Source organism: Clostridium sp. 7_2_43FAA, assembly GCF_000158375.2.
In the GTDB taxonomy this organism is placed as follows: domain Bacteria; phylum Bacillota; class Clostridia; order Clostridiales; family Clostridiaceae; genus Clostridium; species Clostridium tertium.
In genome coordinates, this window is the sequence record NZ_JH815221.1 from 12,981 (window position 1) to 36,156 (window position 23,176).

Consider the following 23,176-nt stretch of genomic DNA (forward strand, 5'->3'; position numbering starts at 1 on the left):
ATATAATTTATATGTTTGATATATAATATAAAAGATTAAATAATAAATAATGTGGTGATTTAATGAGTAAGGATAAGAAGGAGAATAAGAGATCTGTAATAGATAGTATAATATATTTTATTGTAAAAATTAATAATGATGATATATTTGCTTTAGGAGCTCAGCTTGCATATTATTTAATATTAGCCTTTTTCCCATTTTTAATATTTTTATTAACTTTAATAGGATTTAGTAGACTAAATTCAGCAGATATTTTAGATGGATTAAGGACTATATTACCAAATAATGTTTTTACTTTAGTAGATACTACAGTAGTTGAAATAGTAGATACTCAAAATGCAGGTTTATTAGGAGCATCTATTGTTCTTTCAATGTGGTCTGCATCTTCAGGATTCAGAGCTGTAATAAAGGGGGTTAACAAGGCTTATGATATTAGAGAACATAGATCTTTTATAAAAAGAGCATTTATAGCAATATTTTTTACATTAGCTTTAGCGTTAATAATAATGTTAACTTTAGCTATGTTAGTATTTGGAGAGATAATAGGTAAATATTTAATATCAGTATTTCCATTTCAGAATATATTAAGGAATATATGGAATATAAGCAGGTATATAGTAGTTATACTTGCGATGATTTGGATATTTGCATGTATATATAGATATACTCCAGCTAGAAAAATTCCTTGGAAAGAGGTCTTTCCAGGTGCCATTGTAAGTACTTTAGGATGGATAGTAGTTTCACTAGCATTTTCATATTATATAAATAATATAGCTAATTATTCTAGGTTATATGGAAGTGTGGGAGCTGTATTTATATTAATGACTTGGCTTTATATTACATCAATGATATTAATTTTAGGGGCTGAGATAAATTCAGTTTTATCAATAAGAAAATCAATGTAGATTCAAAGATTAAGAAGTTAAATAGTTTCTTAATCTTTGAGCATATAACAAAATGTTTATTAGAAATATATAATATTTTGTTTATTTTTGTATAGAAAAATACTAAGTGGATATACTCAAAGAAGAAATATTCAGGAGGTGCAAAAATGAATAAAATAGTATTATTAGGAAAATTAATAAGGGACCCTGAACTTAGAGCACTAGAGGGAAGTGATAAAGTATTCACTAGATTTATAATTGCAGTAGATAGAAATTTTAAAGCACAAGATGGAACAAGAAAAGCAGATTTAATCCCAGTTACAGTTTGGGGAAGAAAAGCTGAGGTAGTCTGCCAATATATGAGGAAAGGAAGTTATATAAGTTTAAGCGGAAGATTAAGAACTGGAAGCTATGAAGATAAGGACGGAAATAAAAAGTATATAGCAGAAGTTGTAGCAGAAGATTTTAAATTTGTAGGAAATAGAAGGACTGATAAAGAATTAGAACAAGCAGAGAATTTAGATGATTTTGCAAATTAAAGCTTAAAATATAAATTAAAATAAATAGTGTAAAAGGGTAAGCAATAACTTAGAGCTTACCCTTTTACATTTAATATAACATTTGAAATTAAGACTTAAATTGTACCTTTACTTAATACAGTTGCCTTATCTTCTTCATTTTGAATTCCATTAATTATCTTAACTGAAGAAGATATATCACCAATTAATATTCCACCTACAAGTTTATTGTTAGCAAAGAATAGTTTTGAATATTTATTATTTGTATTATCAACATAACCTATTTTTTCTAGATTAGGATCATCGAAGTTTATAGTTCCAGCAGAGAATATTTGAGTATTCATTGCTGCAAAGACTGTTGATGAAACAAATTTTTCGAATTTAATATTATCACCAGTAGAATTAGCACCAGCAACTTTTCCCATTTCTATTGCAGCTGGCCAGTTTCCATAATAAACTCCATCTAGTTCAGCTACATCACCACAAGCATAAATATCTTCTACATTTGTTTGCATATATTGGTTAACAACAATACCTCTATTACATTCAATTCCTAAAGGCTGAGCTAAGAAGATATTAGATCTAACTCCAACTGAGTATATAATAGTATCTACATCAATTAACTTTCCACTCTTCAATTGAATTGATTTAACTCCAGACTCATCTGCATTTATAAAATCAACAGCTTCTCCTAATAAGATATTTACAGGAGTTTTATTTACTAAGCTTTCAAATAATTTAGATCCTTCTGAGTCTAATTGACGAGGAAGCATTCTTTCTGCTAATTCAACTACTGTAACATTAATATTACGTTTTTGAATTTCCCAAGCAGCTTCTAATCCTAATAATCCACCACCAATAACAACAACATTTTTTGAGTTTGGTAATTCATTTTTAAGAGCCTCTACATCAGAAAGCTTTTTGATTGTATGAATGCCCTTAACAGTATTATAAGTCCAAGAATTTATTTCTACTTCTGAATCATTAAATTTAACTTTAGTTGGAGGAACAAAATTGTAGCTACCATTTGCTAAAACTAGTTTATCATAACGAATTCCTTGCTTATTATCTAACTTTATTGTTTTTGTTTCTTTATCTATGCTATTTACGTTAGCTCCAAGAATTTCAATTATATTATTTTCTTTATACCAATTTGTTTTTGCAAGGTAGAAAGTATCATAAATTTCTTCAGTTATTAAATCTGAAAGTTGAGTTCTAACATATGAATGTTCTGGCTCATTTGATATAAGCTTAATAATAGCACTTTCATTTCTTTCTTTTATAGCTTTTGCAGCATAGAATCCTGCAGCACCATTACCTATGATTACATAGGTTTCTTCCTTATCGATTGAGTAATTTGTATCTTCTCTCTTAATTTCAATAAATTGATCACTTCCAGCTCCACATACAGGACAAACTTCAGGAACAGTTTCAGATTCAAAAATTTCTCCACAAATTACGCATTTCCATAATTTTAAACCACCATTTGTAGGTATTTCTTCTATTGTTGTTTTAGCTTTTGTCATAGGTGTAAAAGCCTTTTTACCTACGATAATTTCTCCAAATCCTAAACCAAATTCATAAGCTTCTTTTAATTCATCATCAGATGGCTTGAAGTTTATTTTTAGGCTCGGGCCATAAAGTTTCATATTTAATTCTTTAAATCTTGCTTCCATTCTAGGAATAGCTTCACCACTCCAACCGTATGATCCAAATGCAGCTGCCAATTTTCCACCGTGAACAACTGGGTTTAACTTTGAAAGTATGTCACGAATTGGTTCAAGTAATTCACCAACTATAGTAGGTGAACCACATAATAATCCATCAGATTCTCCTATACTGTTAACTATATCACCTATCTCATGATGTATAACGTTAAATAATCTAACTTCAATGTTACCAGCAGCCTCTATGCCTTTGGCTATTTCTTTAGCTAGTGTTTCAGTGTATCCGTATGCTGAAACATAAGGAATTGTAACAATCTTCTTTCCATCTTTGGCTGGACTTTCAGGAGTACTCCACTTTCTATAAGTTTCAACTATTTTCATTGGTTCTTCCACTAGAACTGGACCATGTCCTGGTAAAATCATATCAATTTCTAAATTTTCAATCTTCTTAATGGCTTTTAATACATATGGCTTATATGGTCCAAAAATACAATCAAAGTAGTATTTTAGTGCTTCCATGTAATGATCTTTATTTTCAACTTTACTATTTATTATTGCTTCAGATGAATAGTGAGATCCAAATGAATCACAAGTTATTAAAACTTCATCTTCAGGGACATAAGTGTATATTGAATCTGGCCAATGTAAGAAAGGAGCTGAAATAAATTGTAATGTTTTATTTCCTAAGCTTAATGTATCTCCATCACCAACAGTTATAGATTCAAAATCTCTATTTGCAATTTTTTTCATAAATTTAATTGCGGGAGCTGAACCGACTACTTTAGCATTTGGTGAAATTTCTAACAACTTAGCAACTGATCCAGCGTGGTCAGGCTCCGTATGGTCAACAACGATATAGTCAATATTAGTAATATCTATATCTAAATCTTTTAATCTTTCTATATATTCATCAAAAAATTCAACCTTAACAGTTTCAAATACAGCGGTCTTTTCGCTACCTTTAACTACATATGAGTTATAGCTTGTTCCATAAGGTGTGTACATAATAATATCAAAAATTCTTAAATTTGGGTCAAGAGCTCCAACCCAATGTATATTTTTTTTTAACTCTAAAGATTTCATAAATCGACACCTGCCTTAAATTAATATTATATAATAATAATTATTATAAAAGTTACTATAAAAAATATTATATGTCTAATTATTAACAATATCAATAACTATTTAAAATATTTATTATAAATTTGCATTTTATATTCTTAATTCAAATAAAATATTTTTTTATATCAAAAAATTATAATTAAATGTAGTTTAACAATAATAAGCTAATATTATTACTAAATCAGCAATATAACTATAAATTAGATAAACCTAATAATAGGAAAATACTTAAATCGACAAATGAACTATAGGTTTTTTGAGTGAAAATTTAATTGAAATTAATTGATGTTATATATCTGAAATCTACAAAGAAAATATTGTAAAAATATAAAGGAATATTTTATATATGAAACAAACAATGTTTGACATTGTTTTAATATTATCTATGTTATGTTTTTAATGTAGTGGTTAATAAATTAATTAATAGCTGATAAAGGGGGGGAATAAAATGTATATTGTTGATAGCTTGTACAATGTTACAAAAAATGAAGAAAAAGAAAGCAGATATGCTTATAGGATTATAAGTGAGGACTTCTATGGTGGACAAGCATTTGGTATAGAGGCAGAGAGGCAAGATTTAATAGAAGGAAATGTAATAAATATAGAGAGGGATGAAATCAGAAAGATTTCAAATATAGAAGAAAAAGTTAAAGAACTTCTTAGTTTGATACATGATAATCAAGTATCTCCAATACACCTTGTTGACATATTAGGAGAGTATGTTGATGAATATGTATCAGATTTTAATTTGTAATTTTAAAGTATGGGTAAAAATCATATAAAATCTAATATTTATAGTAAAATATATTTAGAGGTGATTTTTATGATAATTGGAATAGGAACGGACATAATTGAAATAAATAGAATAAGAAAAGCTGTAGATAAAACAAATGGGTTTGTGGAAAAGGTATTTACAAATAAAGAAATAGAAATGTTTAAAGAGAAAAATATGAGATATGAAGTAATTGCAGGAAATTTCGCAGCTAAAGAAGCAATAAGCAAATCATTTGGTACTGGTATAAGGGGATTTTCATTAAGAGAAATAGAGGTTTTAAGAGATGAGTTAGGAAAGCCAATAGTATTTTTAAGTGATAATATAGATAGATTAATAGGAAAATCATATAAATTGAATTTGTCAATATCACATAATAATACATCAGCAATAGCCTTTGCTATTTTGGAGGAATCATAATGTATATAATGTCAACAAATAAATGTAAAAAGGTAGATAGATACACTATAGATGAGATTGGGATACCAAGCATAGTCCTCGTGGAAAATGCAGCAAATGAGATAGTAAATAAAGTAGTCAACTTAGGAGAAAAATTTATTGTTTTTTGTGGAAACGGAAATAATGGTGGGGACGGATTAGCTATTGCAAGAAAATTAATTTTAAAAAATAAAGATGTTTATGTAGTTATTATAAACAGAGCTGGTAAATGTTCTAGCGATTTTTCTATTAATCTAAATATATTAGAAAAGATTACAACTAATATTGCTTATATAAAAACTGATGAAGATATTAAAAGTTTAATACCTACATTTAACAATTATAATATTGCGATAGATTGTATTTTTGGAGTAGGATTAAATAGAAGTTTAGATTCTTTTTATATAAAATTAATTAATATCATAAATGAATGCGCTGGTATAAAAGTGAGTATTGATGTTCCATCAGGCCTAAATGCAGATAATGGGGAGATAATGGGGGCATCTATAGAAGCTGATATAACTTATACGTTTGAAGTTATAAAAAGGGGATTTATTGAGTATAAAGCATTAAGTTATTTAGGGGAACTTAATGTTTTGAATATAGGGATTCCAGAGGATGCTAAGAAAGTTAATTCGGAAAATATATTTATTTTAGATAGGGATCAATATGCACAAATATTAAAAAAGAGAAGTTTATATGGTCATAAAGGAAAGTACGGAAAAGTTGCAATTTTAGCAGGTAGCAAAGGATATACGGGAGCAGCATATATAGCTACTGAAGCATGTGTTAAATCAGGGGCCGGTTTAACGACTTTAGTGTCTTCGAAATATGTACAAGATAAATTAAGTTGTAAGTTAATTGAAGCAATGACTTTAGATATAGAGGAGAGTGATAAGGTAAAAAAACTATTGAATGATTCAGATGTAATTGCAATAGGACCTGGCATGACTGAAGAAAAAGTATATAAAGATATATTGAGTGATATAGGGAATCATGGAGATAAGTTTTTCGTAGTCGATGCAGGTGCACTTCAATTAATAGCAAGAGATAAGAGCATGATGAATGCTTTAAAAGGAAAAGCGATATTCACTCCACACCCAGGAGAAATGGCAAGGCTTATAGGTAAATCTATATCATTTGTTGAAGATAATAGACTAGAGGTAGCTAAGAGATATGCAAAGGAAAATGAGATTATAGTTGTATTGAAGGGATATAATACTGTAATCACAGATGGGAATAATGTTTACATAAATAATTCAGGTAATAGCAAAATGGCTTCAGGAGGCATGGGGGACTGCCTAACTGGAATTATTTCAGCGTTAATAGGACAGAGGCATTCACTTATAAATTCAGCCTTGCTTGGCACATATATACATGGAGTAGCAGGAGAATTTGCATCCAATGAAAAATATTGTACAGTAGCATCTGAAGTTATAGAAAATATATCTAAAGTTATGAATTATATAGTTGGTTAAAGATTAAAGTATGAATAAAATCTGATTAAGGCTAATATTAGTAATTATAAATAGTAAAGCTTTAGGAGGGTTTATGAAAAAGAAATTATTATTAATACTTATGGTGTGTATACCTTTTATATCAATTATTTTAGTAATATTATTTAGAGCTACAGCAGAGCCAACTAATGAGGAAATAATAAAATCTTTAAAAGAGATAAAGTGTTATAGTACAAGAGTAGAATATATAATAAAAAATACGAGAGGAGAAGAACGGGAAGAAACTACACAATATTATTCAAAGGATATTGGTGGTAGAATTGATTTTGGAGAAGATAGATCAAAAATATATAAAGATAATAAAGTGATAGTAAAGGATGGTATTTCGAATAAAGAATATACTATGGAAAATGATATGGATGAGATACATTCGTTAGCCTTTTTAAATAAATTATTATCATATCCTATAGACGAAAATGGAATTAAAGAAGGACAAGAAGAGTGGGGAGATACAGCTTATATAGAGTTTACATGTGAAGTGTTTTTAAAAAATGATCATCTAGATAAAGTCAAAATTTTTATTGATAAACAAGAAAAAACTCCAATAGGAGCTATTATTTATGATAAGGATGGAAAAGACAGAATAAGAATTGTATATAGGGATTTTGAAAAATTAAAGCAATTAGATAGCGAATTGCTAGAATAAGTAAAATAAAAATAACCAGTTCAATATTTAAGTTTGATATTAGTACACGTTAAGAAATTAGAGAAAATGGAGTACATAAGTATAAACAATAGTTTTAACATTAAGAAAAAAATAAAAAGCCAGGTAGATAAGAATCAAATAAATATGGAAAGTCAAAAATAATAATAAATATCATAAAGTGATGCTATTTTTATTCTAATAAGTTATAAAAAATACAAAAAAATATAAAAATAGTAAATTAATCAAGAAAAGTGAAACATAAGTTTTGACAAAGTGACATAATTTGCAATATAATTTATTCATACATAGATTTTTACTACCTGGAGGCAAATTATGTCTAAAAATGTTAAAAAACTAAATTTTATAAAAAATGCGGTTAAAATTAAAAAAAATAGTCAATTTATTGAGTGTGATTTAATAGAATATAATGAAAATCAATTTAATACGGAATTTTTTAAATTAATGAAAGCTGGCTATGAAGAGATGGCAAAAATTAATTTGGAGCTTTCACAACTTCCTTTCGAATGCGAATGTGCAGATATTAATGAATATGAGAACTGGCTTTGCGGAGTGTGATATTTCTAATGACGACTATGGTAGTAAAAAGAGGGGATATTTTTTATGCAGATTTAAGTCCTGTTATTGGTTCAGAGCAAGGTGGAATTAGACCAGTTATAATAATTCAAAATGATATAGGTAATAAATATAGTCCAACAGTTATAGTAGCAGCTATAACATCTCAGATTAATAAGGCAAAGTTACCTACTCATGTTGAAATTTCTTCAGAAGAATATGGATTAAATAGAGATTCTGTTGTTTTATTAGAACAGGTAAGGACTTTGGATAAAAAAAGACTAAAAGAAAAAATTGGGCATATGACAGATGCCGATATGAAAAAAGTTAATAAAGCTTTATTAATTAGTTTAAATCTTGCATAAAGTTTTATTTATATAAAAGAGTATATTAAATACTTAAGAAACCCATATTGGGTTTCTTTTATTTATATAGATTATATAGAAAATGACAAGACACAGAGAAAAGTGCTACACTATAAATAAATAGAGTAGCACTTTTGCCAAAAAATATTATGTTTTATGAAAAAAATAAACGATTAGTATATACAGAATAAAAATATTATGCTAAAATAATTTTAGAAAATTTAGCACAATATAGTTACAGGTAAATTAAAATCTTAGGAGGATAAAAAATGATTAAAAATATTGAAGAATTAAGGTCATTAGCTAAAACTGTACGTGGAGATATAGTTTCAATGTTGACAGAATCATGTTCAGGACATCCAGGTGGTTCATTATCAGCGGCAGATATATTAACTACATTATTTTTTGGAGAGATGAACATAGATCCGAAAAATCCTAAGGATGCAGATAGAGATAGATTTGTTTTATCTAAAGGTCATGCAGCTCCTGTTTTATATAGTGTATTGGCGAGAAGAGGATATTTCCCTGTTGAGGAGTTAAGTACTTTAAGAAAGATTGGATCAAGATTACAAGGACACCCAAGCATGAAATGCTTACCTGGAATAGACATGTCGACTGGATCATTAGGCCAAGGTATTTCAGTAGCGGTAGGAATGTCTTTAGCTGGTAAGATAGATAATAAAGATTATAGAGTTTATGCACTTTTAGGAGATGGAGAACTTGAAGAAGGTCAAGTTTGGGAAGCAGCTATGTCAGCAGCTCATTATAAATTAGATAATTTAACTGCATTTATTGATTTTAATGGTTTACAAATAGATGGAGATATAACAAAAGTTATGAATCCTTCACCAATAGATAAAAAGTTTGAAGCTTTTGGTTGGAACGTTTTGGTAATAGATGGCCATGATATAGATGAAATACTTAATGCAATAGAAAAAGCTAAAAATTGTAAAGGAAAACCAACAGTTGTTATATGTAATACAATAAAGGGTAAAGGTGTTTCATTCATGGAAAATCAAGCATCATGGCATGGAACAGCACCAAATAAAGAACAATGTAAGCAAGCATTAGCAGAAATTGGAGGTAACAATTAATGAGTAAGAAGATTGCCACAAGAGAAGCTTATGGAAAAGCATTAGCTTCATTAGCAAATGTAAATGAAAATATAGTAGTTTTAGATGCAGATCTTTCAAAATCTACCAAAACTGCAGATTTTAAAGCTGTTTGTGAAGAAAGATTTTTTAATATGGGAATAGCAGAAGGAAATATGATGGGTGTTGCAGCAGGTTTGTCTACTTGTGGTAAAGTACCATATGTAAGTACTTTTGCTATGTTTGCAGCAGGGAGAGCATTTGAGCAAATTAGAAACTCTATTTGTTATCCAAAGTTAAATGTTAAAATATGCGCAACTCATGCTGGTCTAACAGTAGGAGAAGATGGAGCATCTCATCAAGCTATAGAGGATTTAGCTTTAATGAGGAGTATCCCTAACATGACTGTAATATGTCCAGCAGATGCTGTGGAAACTGAAGCAGCTATAAAGGCTATTGCAGAATATGATGGTCCTTGTTATGTAAGACTTGGAAGAGCGGCAGTAAATGTTATAAATGATGAAAATACTTATGAATTTAAAATAGGAAAAGGTGTAACATTAACTGAAGGAAATGATGTAACAATAGTTGCTACAGGAATAATGGTAGATGTTGCATTAGAAGCAAAAGAAGAGTTGGGAAAGCAAGGAATTAATGCAAGAGTATTAAATATTCATACATTAAAGCCTATAGATAAGGAAATATTAGTTAAAGCTGCAAAAGAAACAGGAGCTATAGTTACTGTTGAAGAACATAATGTAATTGGTGGACTTGGTTCAGCTGTATCAGAAGTAATAACAGAAGAAATTCCAGTACCAGTATTAAAGGTTGGAGTAAATGATGTGTTTGGAGAAAGTGGATTGCCAAATCAACTATTAGAAAAGTATGGATTAACATCAGCTAATGTTGTAGAAAAGGCTAAAAAAGCAATTTCTCTAAAGAAATAACAAGCTTACTATAATAATTTAAAATAAATCACTAAAAATAGCTATATTTACCACTAAAGCTGTAGAAATTATCTACAGCTTTTTATTTTTAAATTTTAAATTACAATTAACAAAAATAGTAATATAATAGTAAATGAAGTTTATTTAATTATTATAAGAAAATATTAGTATAAGATTTGGATAAGAAACAATAAAATGAGGAAAAATAATAAAAATTCTCGAAGAAAGGGGGATATATATGAATAATAAAATAAAAGAATATCTATTAATATTGCTAGGGGTGTTTTTGGTTGCACTATCTTTAGAATATTTCTTTATACCTAATAATATTGCTGCAGGGGGGTTAACAGGACTTGCAATAGTAATAAATTATTATATACCGGCTATATCAACTGGACCTTTAGTATTTATTATGGACTTGGTGTTGTTTGTTGTTGGATTTATTTTTCTTGGGAAAAATTTTGGGGTTAAGACTATAGTTTCAAGTTTTAGCTTAGCTGGAATGATGACTATAATTGAAAATTTCTTTAATCCTCAGGCTATAACAAATGATTTAATGTTAGCTTCAATATTTGGAACCTTTATTACAGCTGTAGGTATGGCAATAGTATTTAATGCAAATGCATCGACTGGAGGTACAGATACAATAGCAAAAATACTAAATAAATTTTTTCATATTGATATAGGTAAGTCTTTATTAGCTGTAGATTTTATAGTAACCTTATTAGGGGCTATTACTTTTGGTATAAACATAGGGCTGTATGGACTGCTTTCAGTAATAATTAACGGAATTGCTATAGATAAGGTAATAGAAGGATTCCATGCATGTAAGGAAGTAACAATTATAAGTAGTAAACATGACGAAATAGCAAAATTTATAATGAATGACTTAGAAAGAGGATGCACATATTTAAAAGGTATTGGTGGTTTTACAGGAAAAGATACTTGTGTTTTATATGCAGTCTTAGGAAGAAGTGAATTTATAAAGTTAAAGCAATATATAGGAAAAGTAGATGAAAAAGCATTTATAACAGTTGGTGAAGTTCATGAGGTTATGGGAGAAGGTTTTAAAAATATACAATAATAGTTAAGGATGGGACTATTTATTAGAAGGAGAATAAAAGGACATATGAAAAAGTTAAAAGAATATATTTTATCTACAATAGGAGTAGCAATAGTTGCCTTCGGATTAGAGTATTTTTTCTTTCCACTTGATATAGCAGCAGGAGGAGTTTCAGGATTAGCTCTAGCTATAAATCAGTTAATAGATATTAATCCAAGTGTATTAGTTTTTATATTTAATTTTATCTTGTTTGCTCTTGCATTTTTTTTAATCGGTGGGTCTTTTGGAGCAAAGAGTATATATGCTACTATAATGATGTCAGTAATAATGTGGATTTTTGAATCGTTTTTTGAACCAAAGGCAATTACAGATAATTTATTTTTAGCATGTGTATTTGGTTCAGCGGTATTAGCTTTAGGTACAGCTATCACGTTTTATCAAGATGCTTCAACAGGTGGAACTAGTATAATTGCTAAAATTATTAATAAATATTTTCATTTGCCAATAGGTCAAGGATTACTATTAGCTGATTGTACAGTAACTTTATTAGCTATTTACTCATTTGGGATAGAAAAAGGGTTATTTGGACTTTTAAGTGCGACTTTAATAGGAATTTTAGTTGATAAATTTATTGCAGGATTAAATCCAGTTAAGCAAGTATTTATAATTACAAATAAGGAAAAATTAGTTGTAGACTTTATAAATAATGATATTGATAGAGGATGTACAATATTAACTGGAAAAGGTGGATATACAAAAGAAGATATGACAATAGTGTATACTGTATTAACATCAAAACAATTTATAACTCTAAAGCAATTTATAAAAAATAAAAATCCAGAAGCGTTCTTAACAGTAAGTGAATCGACAGAGGCTTTAGGTAAAGGCTTTGCAGATTATTAAGAAATAATGAAATTTTTGCAGAAAACTGAATAAATATAGATTTTCTTAGTTGTAAAAGCATAAAAAAAGTTTTTCCTTAGACTTTGTTATGCTATAATAACGCTATGGGTTTAACAACTTTAAAAAAAATACGCTTATGCGAGGTGTTGTGAAATGATAGAATTTAAGAATGTATCTAAGCTGTATGATAATAATGTTAAGGCTTTAGCAGATGTAAATATAAATATAGAGTCAGGTGAATTTGTATTTTTAGTTGGACCTTCAGGAGCTGGGAAATCAACTTTTATTAAGATGTTAATTAAAGAAACTGATCCAACAGTTGGGGATATAACAGTTGCAGGAAAAAAACTTTCAGCAATAACAAGAAGACAAATACCTTATTATAGAAGAAAAATAGGTATGGTTTTTCAGGACTTTAGACTAATACCTACATTAAATGTATATGAAAATGTTGCTTTTGCGATGAGAGTTGTAGAAGCTTCTCAGAAGGAAATTAGAAAAAGAGTTCCTATGGTATTATCTTTGGTTGGACTTTCTCATAAGTACAAGATGTTCCCAAATGAATTATCAGGAGGAGAGCAACAAAGAGTTGCATTAGCAAGGGCAATAGTTAATAATCCATCAGTTTTAATATGTGATGAACCAACGGGGAATTTAGATCCAGAAACAGCTAAGGAAATAATGGATTTATTAGAGGATATAAACAGAGCAGGTACAACTATATTAATGGCGACTCATGCTAAGGACATAGTTGATAATATGAAGAAGAGAGTTATTGCTATAGAGAAAGGATGTATAGCAAGAGATACTAAGAGGGGGATGTACGGAAATGAAGATTAATACATTAAAGTACTTTTTTATAGACGCCTTAAAAAGTCTTAAAAGAAATAGAACATTAAGTATAGCAGCAATGATTACTGTACTAATAACATTCTTTATATTTGGTACATTTACTTTATTGGGGTTAAACTTTAATAAGGCAATAGAAGATGTTGCGTCAAAAGTAGAGATTAAAGTTTTCTTAAAAGATGATATAAAGTTATTAGATCAAAGAGAAATAGAGATGAAATTAAATGAACAAGAAGGAGCTAAAGAAGTAATATACGAATCAAGGGAAGAAGCCTTTGTAAACTTCAAAGAAAGTTTAAAGGATAATCCAGGATTATTACAAGGATATGATTTACAAAACAATCCGCTTCCAAGTTCATTTATAGTAAAATTAGAAGATCCGGAATATGCAAATGCTATTAGTAATGCTGTTAAAGATATGAGCGGTGTAGAAAATATATCAAATCAGCAAGATATGATAAATACTATAAGTAAGTTTGTCGGTGGTGTTAGAATAGCTGGCTTAATATTATTTGCTGTATTTACAGGGGTATCTATATTCTTAATAACTAATACAACTAAAATAACAGTATATACAAGAAGAAAAGAAGTTGGAATAATGAAGTTTGTAGGAGCTACTGACTGGTTTATAAGATGGCCATTTATAATTGAAGGGATGATAATCGGTACAGTAGGTTCATTACTTGCAAGCTTATTACTATTTGGATTATATAAATGGGCTTATGGCTACATAGTATCAAATATGTTCCTAGTTACATTAGTTGTTCCAGGATTTGTACTTGGAACATTAACTTGGATATTCCTTTTGGGTGGAATAATAGTTGGAGCTATAGGAAGTATAGTTGCACTAAGAAAATTCTTAGATGTATAAAATATTAAATAAAAAGAGAGAATAATTGATATGTTTTAAGTGGAGTTTATCTCCACTTAAAACATATTTAAAGAAATCTAGTAGTATAGATAATGTATATATAATCTAGGAGAGTTTTATGAAAGGAAGTATTAAGATATGGAGGATAACAATAGTAAAAGTAGAAGAAGAAATAATAAGTTTAAAAAACCATTAATTATAGTGGGGATAGTTATAGTGTTTTTATTTTCAAATATAATGTTTTTCTACATGGGAAATATATTTGCATTTAATGGATTAAGTTTAAAGAATGTAAGCGAGGATGTTGCAAAAGATTTAAATGATATCAAAGATGTGAAGAAATACGATTTGTTATTTCAAGTAAGGGATGCATTGCTTGCAAAATATGATGGAGAAATAGATGATAATATCCTTTTAGAATCTGCAATTAAAGGAATGACGCAGTCACTAAAAGATCCATATACTGTATTTATGAATGCGAGTGAATACAAGTCATTTGTAGAGCAAAGTGAAGGGCATTTTGTAGGAATAGGGGCTCAGCTTGGAATTAAAGATGATAAAGTAACAGTTGTAGCGCCTATAGAGGGTTCACCAGCAGAAGAAGCAGGGTTAAAAAGCGGAGACGTTATATTAAAAGTTGATGGTACAGATATAACAGAGCCAAATGTAGAAAAAACAGTATCTATGATAAAAGGTGAGCAAGGAAAACCAGTAACATTAACTATTGCTAGAGCAAACTCAAAAGAAATTGATATAACAATAGTTAGAGACGTGATTAAGGTAGTTTCAGTTAGAGGCGAAATAATAGATGGAAATATAGGATATATACAAATATCTTCTTTTGATGAAGATGTAGCAAAGAACTTTAAAGAAAAGATAGTTGAATTAAAAAATAAAGGTATGAAGGGAATGATTCTGGATTTAAGAGGAAATCCAGGTGGTTTCTTAGGCGAAGCAGTTAATGTAGCTTCACAATTTATACCAAAAGGAGAGGTAGTAACTTATACTGTAGATAAATATGGCAATAAACAAGAATCAAAATCTATAGGTGGAGAAGCAGAAGGGATGCCTTTAGTAATATTAATAGATGGAGGAAGTGCATCAGCATCAGAAGTAGTTACTGGAGCACTAAGAGATTATGGTGCGGGAACTATAATTGGAACAACAAGTTTTGGTAAGGGTGTAGTTCAACAATTAATAGAATTTAAAGATGGAAATGGTGGATTAAAAGTAACAACTTCAAAGTATTATACGCCTAATGGAGAAAATATACACAAAATTGGAATAAAGCCTGATGTTGAAGTGACGATTCCTGAAGAAATTTTATCAAAAGAATATGATAGAAGTATAGATCCACAATTTAATAAAGCAGTAGAGGCGATGAAAGATAAGTTAAAATAGGAGGCTCACAGATGGAGTTAATACTATATACATTGAGAACAGTAGCATATGCCATAATTGAGCCAATGCACATATTGATGCTAGTAGTTTTAGGAATAATGTTCTACTTAAAGAATAAAAGAATAACAATAATGCAGAAGATGACTATTGGGGAGAGTATTAACTCCCCTTTAGAACTTACTTTATCACAGATTTCTTTAGGAATAATAGGTGGGGTTATAGTAAGTTTAATGATGAGTAGTTTAGGAATCATATTTAATGAGAATTCTGGAATAGAAATAATGTTTATGATATCAATTTTATTACTATTTATAAAAAAGAGATTTATATGTTTTTCTTATTCTGGGGCAGTTTTGGGAATGATAAGTATTTTGTCAGGTATTTTATCTAATATAACTAATACTGAATCATATATTAATGTAAACATATTATCACTTATGACGTTCGTTGGAATTATGCATGTAGTTGAAGGAGTTCTAGTGATTTTTGATGGTGGTAGAGGAGCTATACCCGTATTTTCTAATAGGAACGATAAAATAGTAGGTGGATTTGCATATAATAGATATTGGGCTTTACCAGTAGCTATATTTATAGCTTTTTCAGGAAGTATTTCAAGCGTTACGACATCAGTTGTTGATACCCCTAATTGGTGGCCAATAATAAATAGAGCAGAAACATTATTGATATTAAGTACTGCTATAATAGGTGCAATACCATTATATGGAGTTATAGGGTATAACTCTGTATCATTTACTAAAGATAAGATTAAAAAGCCTATTTATTCAGGAGTTGGAATATTAATTTATGGAGTTTTACTAACATTGATAGCACAAGTTTCACAGTTTGGTGTAGTTGGACAAATTGTTGTTATAGCTTTTGCACCATTAGGACATGAAATAATGATTAGAATTCAAAATAAAATTGAGGAAGATGGAAAATATATTTATGTAACTGATAATGATGGAGTTTCTGTATTAGAAGTTTCACCAACATCACCTGCATATGAAGCGGGGATAAGACGAGGAGATAAAATAATAGAAGTTAACAATGTAAAAACTGTTTCAGAAGTAGAAATATTTAAAATAGTTAGGGATAGTATTGAAGAAATTTCGGTTAAAATTAGAAGGATTTCCGGGGAAATGCTCGATTTAACTATAATACCAAAGAATAAAAGGTTAGGATTACTTCTTGTACCAAAAATGGTTAAAGTGGATGATGCATTAAGTGTAGATAATGATGACTTTAAAAAAGTATTAGAGCAAATGAAGAGAAAGCGATAAGCTTTCTTTTTATTTCTATAATTATTTTTAAATTAATGGAATATAGAATTTAAAATTTAAAAATGTAATTATTTAAGATGTTGAAATTCTAAGTTTTAGTGATAAATAAAGAGTTTAGGAACATCTATTTTTATTGTTAATACTTTATTTAATAAAAAGATTATTATTAATTGTATAAGGCAAGTATAAAGGATAAAATATAAACATAATAAATAAAATTTATGGGGGTGAAAAAATGCCACAATTTAAGATTGAATCAAAATTTAAGCCAACTGGAGATCAGCCACAAGCTATTGAGAGCTTAGTAAATTCAATAGAAAGAGGAGATAAAGGTCAAACTTTATTAGGAGTAACTGGATCTGGTAAAACATATACGATGGCTAATATAATAGAGAGAGTTCAAAAACCAACAATTATTTTAGCTCACAATAAAACATTAGCAGCTCAATTATGTTCTGAGTTTAAAGAGTTTTTTCCTAATAATATTGTAGAATACTTTGTTTCATACTACGATTACTATCAGCCTGAAGCGTATGTACCACAAACGGATACATTTATAGAAAAAGATGCATCTATAAATGATGAAATTGATAAACTTAGGCATTCTGCTACATCAGCTTTATTGGAAAGAAGAGATGTAATAATAGTTGCATCTGTATCTTGTATATACGGTTTAGGTAATCCGGAAGAATACAAAAAGTTAACTATTTCTTTAAGAACAGGAATGGAAAAAGAGAGAGATGAGATAATTAGAAAGCTTATAGAGATACAATATGAAAGAAATGACATAGATTTTGCAAGAGGAAGCTTTAGAGTTAGGGGAGATTCTTTAGATATAATTCCTGCATCTTCATCAAATAAAGGAATTAGAGTGGAGTTCTTTGGAGATGAAATTGAAAGAATTAGAGAGTTTGATGTTTTAACCGGAAATATACTAGGAGAAAGAAATCATGTATCTATTTCTCCAGCATCTCACTTTGCTACTTCTCCAGAAGTTTTAGAAAAAGCTATAAAAAGTATTGAAGATGAATTAGAAGATAGATTAAGAGAACTTAATAGTCAGGAGAAGTTATTAGAGGCTCAAAGATTGAGACAAAGAACTAATTATGATATAGAGATGATTAGAGAAATGGGATATTGTAGTGGAATAGAAAACTATTCTAGAATATTAGATGGTAGAGATCCAGGAACTCCACCTCAAACATTACTTGATTATTTTCCAGATGACTATTTAATGTTTATAGATGAAAGTCATGTTACTTTACCACAATGTAGAGCAATGTATGCAGGTGATAGATCAAGGAAAGATACGTTGGTGGAATATGGATTTAGATTACCGTGTGCATATGATAATAGACCATTAAAGTTTCCAGAATTTGAAGAAAAAATGAATCAAGTAGTTTTTGTAAGTGCGACTCCAAGTCAATATGAAATAGATCATTCAACAAATATAGCTGAACAAGTTATAAGACCAACAGGATTGATTGATCCGGTTATAGAAATAAGACCAGTGCAAGGTCAAATAGATGATTTATATGCAGAAATTAAGAAAACTACAGAGAAAGGCTTTAGGACTCTTATAACAACGCTAACTAAAAGAATGGCAGAAGATTTAACTAAATACTTGAAAGACCTAGGTATTAAAACTACATATATGCATTCAGATATAGAAACAATAGAAAGAATGAAAATTATAAGAGATTTGAGACTTGGAGAATTTGATGTATTAGTTGGAATTAACCTTTTAAGAGAGGGATTAGATATCCCAGAAGTTGCATTAGTAGCAATATTAGATGCTGATAAAGAAGGTTTCTTACGTTCAGAGACTTCATTAATTCAAACTATAGGAAGAGCAGCAAGAAACTCTGAAAGTAAAGTAATAATGTATGCGGATAATATTACTAAGTCAATGAATAAAGCTATAAAGGAAACTGAACGAAGAAGAGAAATTCAAATTAAGTATAATGAGGAGCATGGAATTACTCCTCAAACTATAATTAAAGAAGTAAGAGAAGTTATTGAAGCTACAAAAGTATCAGAAGAAAAAGTTGAATATAAGGTTGAAGGTGCTAAGAAAGTTTCGGAAAAGGATAAGAAGAAATTAATCAAGAAATATACTGAAGAGATGATGGAAGCAGCTAAAAACTTACAATTTGAAAGAGCTGCAGAATTACGTGACATAATTAATGATTTGAAAAGTAAGTAATTAGGTGATAATGTGATGAATTTATTAGAAAACTGTAAGTTATGTCCTAGAAATTGCGGTGTAAATAGGATAAACGGCAAAAGAGGGTTTTGTGGAGCTGGAGATAAAATAAGGGTAGCAAGAGCTGCCCTTCATTATTGGGAAGAACCATGTATATCTGGAGATATTGGTTCTGGAACAGTATTTTTCTCTCATTGCACATTAAAGTGTGTATTTTGTCAAAATTACAATATAAGCCAATGTGAATGGGGAAAAGAAATAACTGTAGAACGGTTAGCAGAAATATTTATAGAGTTGCAAAATAAAGGAGCCTTGAATATAAATTTAGTTACTCCAACTCATTATGTTCCTCAAATAATCGAAGCTATTGTTATATCTAGAAAAAACGGACTAAAACTCCCTATAATTTATAATAGTAGTGGATATGAAAAAGTAGAAACTATAAAGTTGTTAAAAGGATATATAGATGTATACTTACCAGATATGAAATACTTTGATACAAAATATTCAAGTAAATACTCTAAGGCTAAGGATTACTTTAATTATGCTAAGGATGCGATTAATGAAATGGTAAGTCAAGTTGGTGAAGTTGAGTTTGATGAAAAAGGAATAATACAAAAAGGAGTAATAATAAGACATCTTATGTTACCAGGATTATTATTCGATTCCAAAAAGATAATAGAGCACATTCATAATATATATGGAAATAAAGTTTATATTAGTATTATGAATCAGTATACACCACTTGAAAATGTAAAAACTTATCCAGAATTAAATAAACCATTAAATCAAAAGCACTATGATACAATGATAGATTATGCATTGAGTATTGGGGTGGAAAATGGATTTATACAAGAAGAAGGAACCGATAAGGAAAGTTTTATCCCATTATTTAATTTTGAAGGAGTTTAGAAAAGGGCATTAAGCCCTTTTTGATTTTATATTTTAAATTTTAATATTAAATTTTAATGAAAGAATGAAAAAGTTAACGATGTTTTGCTAAGAGAAACTTAAAATTAAATTGGTAAGGATATAAAAGTAGGCTATTTACAGTAATAAGTAAAGTTAGTCAAAGTATTTACAAATATTTATTATATAATTGACAATAATTATAATAAAATTTAGAATATAATAAAGAACGTTTGTTCGAGATTAATTTTAGAAAAGAAATGAAACACTAATGTTATAAAATAAGAAGGGGCAAATTAGTATGAAAGATAAAATTATTATAAGAGGTGCAAAAGTACATAATTTAAAAAATGTATCATTGGAAATTCCAAGAGATAAATTAGTTGTATTTACTGGTTTATCTGGATCAGGAAAGTCTTCTTTAGCATTTGATACTTTATATGCAGAGGGACAAAGAAGATATGTAGAATCATTATCATCATATGCAAGACAGTTTTTAGGACAGATGGATAAGCCTGATGTAGAGTATATAGAAGGTTTATCTCCTGCGATATCTATAGATCAAAAAACTACAAGCAAAAATCCACGATCAACGGTTGGAACTATAACTGAAATATATGATTATTTAAGATTATTATATTCAAGGATAGGAAAACCATATTGTCCAAAATGTAAAATTCCAATAGAACAGCAATCTGTTGATCAAATTGTGGATAGTGTAATGTCTATTGGGGATAAAACTAAAGTTCAAGTTTTAGCTCCTATGATAAGAGGAAAAAAGGGACTTCATGAAAAGGTGCTAGATAACATTAAGAGAAGTGGATTTGTTAGAGCAAGAATTGATGGGTCTATATATGAATTAGCCGAAGAAGAAGTTACATTAGATAAGAATAAAAAACATAATATAGAAGCAGTTGTTGATAGAGTTATTATTAAAGATGGTATAGAAGGAAGATTAACAGATTCCATCGAGACAGCATTAAAATTAGCAGATGGTTTAGTAATTATAAATGTAATAGATGGAGAGGATATATTATTTAGCGAAAATTTTGCATGTCCAGAATGCGGAATGAGTATAGATGAATTAGCACCTAGATTGTTTTCATTCAACTCACCTTTTGGAAAATGTGATTACTGTGATGGATTAGGAACTTTAATAGAATTAGATGAAGATTTAATAATTCCTAATAAGGACTTAAGTATATTAGAAGGTGCTATTGCTACATGGGGAGAAGGTAGATTGAAAGAAGATTCTTGGACTTATGCAATATTAAAAGCATTAAGTGAAGAGTATGATTTAGACTTAAGTAGACCGGTAAAGGAACTTAGTAGAAAAGAATTGGATTTATTACTCTACGGAACTAATGGGAAGAAAATGAAAGTCATTTATACTAAGGATGGTGTTAAGTCACAATATTCATATGCATATGATGGTGAAATAAATTCTTTAAAAAGGAGATATAGAGATACTAACTCTGATATTATAAAGACTGAAATTGAACAATATATGAGTAATAATAAATGCCCTAAGTGCAAAGGGGCAAGGTTAAAAAATGAAGCACTAGCAGTTAGAGTTGGTGATAAAAATATTTATGAATTCACAACATTATCGATAAAAGAAGAGTTTGAATATATTAATTCTTTGATTTTATCTGAAAAAGATCAAATAATAAGTGATCAAATAATTAAAGAAATTAAAAACAGACTTAAATTTTTAATTGATGTAGGGTTAGATTATTTAGACTTAGCAAGAAATTCTGGCACATTATCTGGTGGAGAAGCTCAAAGAATAAGACTTGCAACACAAATAGGTTCGGCTCTTATGGGAGTACTGTATATTTTAGATGAACCAAGTATAGGACTACATCAAAGAGATAATGATAGATTGATAAGTACACTGAAAAACTTAAGAGATATAGGTAATACTGTAATAGTAGTTGAACATGATGAAGATACTATAAGAGAAGCAGATTTTGTAGTAGACATAGGACCAAGGGCAGGAGAACATGGAGGAGAAATAATTGCAGTGGGTACTGTTGAAGATATAAAAAAGTGTAAAAATTCACTAACAGGTCAATACTTAATAGGGGAAAAGAAAATTGAAATTCCAAGAGAGAGAAGAGTAGGAAATGGAAATTTCATAACTATTAAGGGGGCTAAAGAAAATAATTTAAAAAATGTAAATGTAAAAATTCCTTTAGGAACATTAACTATGGTAACTGGAGTATCAGGTTCTGGAAAAAGTACATTAGTTAATGAAATATTATATAAGGGATTAAATAGATTAGTTAATAGAAGTAAAACTCCTGTAGGAAATCATAGAGAAATAATTGGATATGAAAATATTGATAAAATAATAGATATAGATCAAAGCCCAATAGGAAGAACTCCAAGGTCAAACCCTGCTACTTATACAGGTGTTTTCGATATAATAAGAGAACTATTTTCTACTACTCCAGAAGCTAAAATGAGAGGATATAAACCAGGAAGATTTAGCTTTAATGTAAAAGGTGGTAGATGTGAAGCGTGTGCAGGAGATGGAATAATAAGAATAGAAATGCAATTTTTATCTGATGTATATGTTCCTTGTGAAGTATGTAAGGGTAAAAGATATAATAGAGAAACTTTAGAGGTTAAGTATAAGGGAAAATCAATAGATGATGTACTTAATATGACTGTTGAGGAAGCTTTAAAATTCTTTGAAAATCTTCCAAGAATAAAGAATAAGTTAGAAACATTAAATGATGTTGGACTTGGATATATAAGACTAGGGCAGCCTTCAACTCAATTATCAGGAGGAGAAGCTCAAAGAATAAAGTTAGCATTTGAACTTTCAAAGAGAAGTACAGGTAAAACATTATATATTTTAGATGAACCAACAACAGGACTTCATATAGATGATGTAAGTAAACTTGTTGAAATACTTCAAAGGCTTGTTGAAGCAGGAAATACAGTAGTAGTTATAGAACATAATTTGGATTTAATAAAGTGCGCAGATCATATAATAGATTTAGGTCCAGAAGGCGGAGATAAAGGTGGAAGTATAGTTGCAACAGGAACTCCAGAACAAATAAGTGAAGTAAATAATTCATATACTGGGAAATATCTTAAAAACATGTTAAGATAAGTTAAGTATACTTGTTATTTTTAACTA

20 protein-coding genes are annotated in these 23,176 nt (G+C 29.1%); 19 read left to right on the forward strand and 1 reads right to left on the reverse strand.

The annotated features are described in order from the left end of the window. Window positions 1–62: 62 nt before the first annotated feature. Entirely contained in the window at window positions 63–905 is an 843-nt protein-coding gene (locus tag CSBG_RS00825) for a YihY/virulence factor BrkB family protein (RefSeq protein WP_008676230.1), read from the forward strand. Between the two features lie 146 nt (window positions 906–1,051). Next, complete coding sequence (locus tag CSBG_RS00830; RefSeq protein WP_008676231.1) at window positions 1,052–1,423, forward strand: single-stranded DNA-binding protein; 372 nt, start codon at window positions 1,052–1,054, stop codon at window positions 1,421–1,423. A gap of 95 nt (window positions 1,424–1,518) precedes the next feature. On the opposite strand, the gene CSBG_RS00835 is transcribed toward CSBG_RS00830, so the two are convergent. Next, a complete protein-coding gene (locus tag CSBG_RS00835; RefSeq protein WP_008676232.1) occupies window positions 1,519–4,152 on the reverse strand; it encodes an FprA family A-type flavoprotein in 2,634 nt (877 codons plus the stop codon). A 487-nt stretch (window positions 4,153–4,639) separates the two neighbouring features. On the opposite strand from CSBG_RS00835, the gene CSBG_RS00840 reads away from it, so the two are divergent. The 17 genes from CSBG_RS00840 (at window position 4,640) to uvrA (ending at window position 23,149) form a co-directional block, all read left to right on the forward strand. Continuing rightward, window positions 4,640–4,945 (forward strand): DUF6514 family protein, encoded by a 306-nt coding sequence (locus CSBG_RS00840; protein WP_008676233.1) that lies wholly within the window; start codon window positions 4,640–4,642, stop codon window positions 4,943–4,945. Window positions 4,946–5,014: 69 nt separating this feature from the next. After that, window positions 5,015–5,383, forward strand: coding sequence for a holo-ACP synthase (acpS, locus tag CSBG_RS00845; protein ID WP_008676234.1), 369 nt, complete (start codon window positions 5,015–5,017; stop codon window positions 5,381–5,383). Continuing rightward, on the forward strand, window positions 5,383–6,879 hold the full coding sequence (locus tag CSBG_RS00850) for a bifunctional ADP-dependent NAD(P)H-hydrate dehydratase/NAD(P)H-hydrate epimerase (protein ID WP_008676235.1): 1,497 nt from the start codon (window positions 5,383–5,385) through the stop codon (window positions 6,877–6,879). Before acpS ends, CSBG_RS00850 begins: the two co-directional genes overlap by 1 nt. Window positions 6,880–6,952: 73 nt before the next feature. After that, on the forward strand, window positions 6,953–7,564 hold the full coding sequence (locus tag CSBG_RS00855) for a germination lipoprotein GerS-related protein (protein WP_008676238.1): 612 nt from the start codon (window positions 6,953–6,955) through the stop codon (window positions 7,562–7,564). Window positions 7,565–7,897: 333 nt separating this feature from the next. Next, window positions 7,898–8,140 (forward strand): hypothetical protein, encoded by a 243-nt coding sequence (locus tag CSBG_RS00860; RefSeq protein WP_008676240.1) that lies wholly within the window; start codon window positions 7,898–7,900, stop codon window positions 8,138–8,140. Window positions 8,141–8,148: 8 nt separating this feature from the next. Then, entirely contained in the window at window positions 8,149–8,502 is a 354-nt protein-coding gene (locus CSBG_RS00865) for a type II toxin-antitoxin system PemK/MazF family toxin (RefSeq protein ID WP_035284811.1), read from the forward strand. A 269-nt stretch (window positions 8,503–8,771) separates the two neighbouring features. Further along, window positions 8,772–9,596 carry a transketolase gene (locus CSBG_RS00870; RefSeq protein ID WP_008676244.1) on the forward strand — a complete coding sequence of 275 codons (825 nt, stop codon included), beginning with the start codon at window positions 8,772–8,774 and terminating at the stop codon, window positions 9,594–9,596. Then, complete coding sequence (locus tag CSBG_RS00875) at window positions 9,596–10,540, forward strand: transketolase family protein (protein WP_008676248.1); 945 nt, start codon at window positions 9,596–9,598, stop codon at window positions 10,538–10,540. The genes CSBG_RS00870 and CSBG_RS00875 overlap by 1 nt, the downstream gene beginning before the upstream one ends. A gap of 238 nt (window positions 10,541–10,778) precedes the next feature. Beyond that, window positions 10,779–11,624, forward strand: a complete 846-nt coding sequence (locus CSBG_RS00880) for a YitT family protein (protein WP_008676250.1) — start codon at window positions 10,779–10,781, stop codon at window positions 11,622–11,624. A gap of 45 nt (window positions 11,625–11,669) precedes the next feature. Further along, window positions 11,670–12,506 carry a YitT family protein gene (locus CSBG_RS00885; RefSeq protein WP_008676253.1) on the forward strand — a complete coding sequence of 279 codons (837 nt, stop codon included), beginning with the start codon at window positions 11,670–11,672 and terminating at the stop codon, window positions 12,504–12,506. Window positions 12,507–12,659: 153 nt separating this feature from the next. Continuing rightward, window positions 12,660–13,346 carry a cell division ATP-binding protein FtsE gene (ftsE, locus tag CSBG_RS00890; protein ID WP_008676254.1) on the forward strand — a complete coding sequence of 229 codons (687 nt, stop codon included), beginning with the start codon at window positions 12,660–12,662 and terminating at the stop codon, window positions 13,344–13,346. Continuing rightward, window positions 13,336–14,226 (forward strand): permease-like cell division protein FtsX, encoded by an 891-nt coding sequence (gene ftsX, locus CSBG_RS00895; protein ID WP_008676256.1) that lies wholly within the window; start codon window positions 13,336–13,338, stop codon window positions 14,224–14,226. Before ftsE ends, ftsX begins: the two co-directional genes overlap by 11 nt. Before the next feature lie 138 nt (window positions 14,227–14,364). Further along, window positions 14,365–15,627: a S41 family peptidase gene (locus tag CSBG_RS00900; protein ID WP_008676257.1), complete on the forward strand. Its 1,263-nt coding sequence runs from the start codon at window positions 14,365–14,367 to the stop codon at window positions 15,625–15,627. A gap of 11 nt (window positions 15,628–15,638) precedes the next feature. Beyond that, the gene (locus CSBG_RS00905) at window positions 15,639–16,907 is read left to right on the forward strand and encodes a PDZ domain-containing protein (RefSeq protein WP_008676259.1); all 1,269 of its coding nucleotides are present in this window, start codon (window positions 15,639–15,641) and stop codon (window positions 16,905–16,907) included. 235 nt (window positions 16,908–17,142) lie between these two features. Then, complete coding sequence (gene uvrB / locus CSBG_RS00910) at window positions 17,143–19,113, forward strand: excinuclease ABC subunit UvrB (RefSeq protein ID WP_008676261.1); 1,971 nt, start codon at window positions 17,143–17,145, stop codon at window positions 19,111–19,113. 15 nt (window positions 19,114–19,128) lie between these two features. Further along, window positions 19,129–20,025, forward strand: coding sequence for a radical SAM protein (locus tag CSBG_RS00915; RefSeq protein ID WP_008676263.1), 897 nt, complete (start codon window positions 19,129–19,131; stop codon window positions 20,023–20,025). Window positions 20,026–20,323: 298 nt separating this feature from the next. Continuing rightward, window positions 20,324–23,149 carry an excinuclease ABC subunit UvrA gene (gene uvrA / locus CSBG_RS00920; protein ID WP_008676265.1) on the forward strand — a complete coding sequence of 942 codons (2,826 nt, stop codon included), beginning with the start codon at window positions 20,324–20,326 and terminating at the stop codon, window positions 23,147–23,149. Window positions 23,150–23,176: the final 27 nt, after the last annotated feature.